At 64.8% G+C, this 3,325-nt stretch carries 3 protein-coding genes and 1 pseudogene; 3 read left to right on the top strand and 1 reads right to left on the bottom strand.

Annotation, left to right across the window (positions count from 1 at the left end):
- The 3 genes and pseudogenes from ACIQ2A_RS25755 to ACIQ2A_RS25745 form a co-directional block, all read left to right on the top strand.
- Nucleotides 1-391 (top strand): annotated as a pseudogene (locus tag ACIQ2A_RS25755) (acetyl-coenzyme A synthetase); the annotation flags it as partial.
- 187 nt (nucleotides 392-578) lie between these two features.
- Complete coding sequence (locus ACIQ2A_RS25750; RefSeq protein WP_398484892.1) at nucleotides 579-1,703, top strand: Kelch repeat-containing protein; 1,125 nt, start codon at nucleotides 579-581, stop codon at nucleotides 1,701-1,703.
- A 382-nt stretch (nucleotides 1,704-2,085) separates the two neighbouring features.
- Nucleotides 2,086-2,601 (top strand): L,D-transpeptidase, encoded by a 516-nt coding sequence (locus ACIQ2A_RS25745; protein WP_398484890.1) that lies wholly within the window; start codon nucleotides 2,086-2,088, stop codon nucleotides 2,599-2,601.
- 93 nt (nucleotides 2,602-2,694) lie between these two features.
- On the opposite strand, the gene ACIQ2A_RS25740 is transcribed toward ACIQ2A_RS25745, so the two are convergent.
- Nucleotides 2,695-3,249 (bottom strand): thermonuclease family protein, encoded by a 555-nt coding sequence (locus ACIQ2A_RS25740; protein WP_398484888.1) that lies wholly within the window; start codon nucleotides 3,247-3,249, stop codon nucleotides 2,695-2,697.
- Nucleotides 3,250-3,325 lie beyond the last annotated feature (76 nt).

Genomic DNA, 3,325 nt, shown 5'->3' with positions numbered 1-3,325 from the left:
CGGCCAGCGCATGGGCACCGCGGAAGTGGAGTCGTCGCTGGTCGCGCATGACAAGGTCTCGGAAGCCGCTGTCGTCGGCTATCCCCACGACATCAAGGGTCAGGGCATCTACGCCTATGTCACCCTGATGAACGGCGTGGAGCCGACCGAAGAACTGCGCAAGGAGCTGGTGGCCTGGGTCCGCAAGGATATCGGCCCGATCGCGTCGCCGGACCTGATCCAGTTTGCCCCCGGCCTGCCGAAGACCCGCTCGGGCAAGATCATGCGGCGCATCCTGCGCAAGATCGCGGAAGACGAGCCGTCATCGCTGGGCGATACGTCGACGCTGGCGGATCCGGCGGTGGTGGATGATCTCGTCGAGAAACGGCAGAACAAGAAGAAGGGGGCGTAGGCCCCGACCTCTCCGCCGTCATTGCGAGCGCAGCGAAGCAATCCAAAAGCCAAGGACTGGATTGCTTCGTCGCTACGCTCCTCGCAATGACGGGAAGTGACGTTTCGGTACTTTCACGACATTGCGAGTATACTGGATCGCCCGGTCAAGCCGGGCGATGACAGATTGAGTGAGGGGAGAGACGACCATGGATCGCCGTTCCTTTGTTCTCGGCAGCGCTGCTGCCATCGTCAGTGCCACTGCGGCCCGCGCCCAACACGCCGGCCACCACCCCGCACTTCCCGCCGCCCCATCCTCCACCGAGCCCTACGCCAAACTGCAGGGCGGTGTGCCGCATCACATGACGCCGGAGCAGGAAGCGCAGCGCGTCACCGACAGTCCGGCGCCGAAAGGCCCGCCCGGCAAATGGCAGCCGCGCGCGGCCCTGCCGCTGCCGCGCAGCGAGATGGCCTGGGCGACGGCCTGGGCCGATCGCATGCATATCGTCGGCGGCTATGGCGAAGGCCGCGTCGATCGGCCGTATCATCATGTCTATGATGCGGCGAAGGACCAATGGTTCAATGCAGCGCCGCTGCCCCGCGGCGCCAATCATGTGTCGGTCGCAGCCGATGCGGGTCGCGTCTATGCGCTCGGCGGCTTCATGCAGCAGAATCGCGGCTCCGATCAGAACACTTACGCCTATGATGTCGCATCCGACCGCTGGGACACGATCGCGCCGCTGCCGCGTCCGCGCGGCGCAGGCGCGGCTGTCGCGCTCAACGGCAAGATCCATCTGATCGGCGGCGCCTCAGAGCCCGCAGCCGAGCGCGCCAGCGTAAGCTGGCACGAGGTCTATGACCCCAGGAGCGACAAATGGGAGACACGCAAGCCGCTGCCCGGCGCGCGCGACCATGTCGGCTGCGTCGCTTATGGCGGCGCTATCCATGTCATCGGCGGGCGCTTCAACACGTTCGAATACAATACCGACCTGCATCACGTGTATCTGCCCGAACGCGACACTTGGGAATTGCGCAAGCCGTTGCCGGTGGCGCGTTCCGGCCATGGCCTGGTGATCTATCGCGACCGGCTGTTCGCCATGGGCGGTGAATCCGGCGTGATCCGCGACGGCAAGATCACGCAGGAAAAGGTGTTCGGGCAGATGGAGAGCTACGACCCCAAAACCGACAGCTGGCAGAGCCATGCCCCGATGCTGACCCCGCGCCATGCGGTGGGCGCCGTGACGATCGGTGACACGATCTATGTGGCCGGCGGCGGAGCCGTCACCGGCGGCGCCGTGCAGTCGGCGATCCATGAGGCGTTTACGCTGGGGTAGCCCGGCTGGGAACTGTCATCACCCGCGAAAGCGGGTGATCCAGTAAACAACGGCGGTGCGGCTCTCTCACGACCGTTCGTGTTTACTGGGTCGCCCGGTCGAGCCGGGCGACGACAGGAGGCAAATCACGCCCCCCTCACGCAGTTGTCAGACTCCCGGCATCCGCTCCCGTCCAATTTAGAGCGAGTGTTGTTTCCCGGACATTTACTTTGTTTGCGAGTTCCCCTCATTAAACGGTGCTCCCGGTGCGGTTCCCGTGCCGATGGAGACCCGCTGTTTACGCAGCCGGTTGAAGCTTCCCGATATTGCGATTGTGTGCTCGCCCGCAGCGGCGGAACGACCGCGTCCGGCCGATACCGGATGGTCGAATTTGGAGAGATCGATGTCTTCGAAGATTGCAGGTGCGCTAGCCGCGACACTGGTTGCTGCCACCCTGGCCGCGACGTCCGCGCAGGCCGCCCCCAGCCTCGTCAATTTCCGCGGTGACTATGCGCCCGGCACCATCGTGGTGAAGACCGGCGAGCGGAAGCTCTATCTGGTCACCGAGCCCGGCGTTGCCGTGCGTTATCCCGTCGGCGTCGGCAAGCCCGGCAAGCAGTGGGCCGGCGTCACCAAGATCGACGGCAAATACCGCCAGCCCGCCTGGTCGCCCCCGGCCGATGTGAAGCGCGACAATCCGCGCATCCCGGACGTGATCCCCGGCGGCTCGCCCGCCAATCCCATGGGCGTCGCTGCCATGACCCTCGCTGGCGGCGAATATGCCATCCACGGCACCAATGTGCCGAAGTCGATCGGCGGCTATGTCTCCTACGGCTGCGTGCGCATGTATAACGAGGACATCACCGACCTGTTCTCGCGCGTGTCGGTCGGCACCCAGGTGGTTGTCACCCAGCGCTGAGCGTTCGCTTGTCGGATGGGTTGAGCCTCGCGATACCCATCACAGCAAGCGCTTGTGGTGATGGGTATCGCTACGCTCAACCCATCCTACGCTTCAACCGCACCAGCCGCTGCGATGACCGCCGCCATAGCTGCGCGCGAAACCGCCAGCGAGCAATGCGGCCGAGACATCCGGCGTGCGACGTGTGGCGACACTCGCGACCACGCGGCCGGGATATTTGTCGGGTCCGATATTGTAGATCGTCACGCCGCCATCCTTGAGCAGGCGCTTCAGCGCCGCGGTGGCGTCTTCGGCGAGGCGGATCTCTGTCGTGCACTGGCCTTTCAATTCGGGCGCATCAATGCCGCGCAGACGAATGCGTGCGGTGAGATCGTCGCCGGGGGCGAGATGCACGCGAGCGCCAAAGGTGTCGCCATCGATGGTGTAGAGCACATCGACTGCATGGCGATCGTCGCGGCTGCCGGTTCGCTGCACGATCGCGTTGGCATCGCGCTCGGCCTGGGTCTCGTCATGGAAGATCGTCGGCAGCCAGCGCTTCAGTGGCAGTGCAGAGCCCGCGGCCATGCCGAGCACAAAGATCCACGGCCACAGGCGCGTGAGACGCGCTCGCCATGGCGACGCATGATGGATGCGTGAGAGTGGCGGCATGGAGTGAGCTTACAGGCCATCGAGAAGATAGTAGCAGTGACACTCAATCACCTCTCCCCACCGGGGAGAGGTCGGA

The organism is Tardiphaga sp., assembly GCF_044336785.1.
GTDB lineage: Bacteria > Pseudomonadota > Alphaproteobacteria > Rhizobiales > Xanthobacteraceae > Tardiphaga.
The sequence above is the reverse complement of the archived record's forward strand: the minus strand, read 5'-3'. Positions and strand labels throughout refer to the sequence as shown.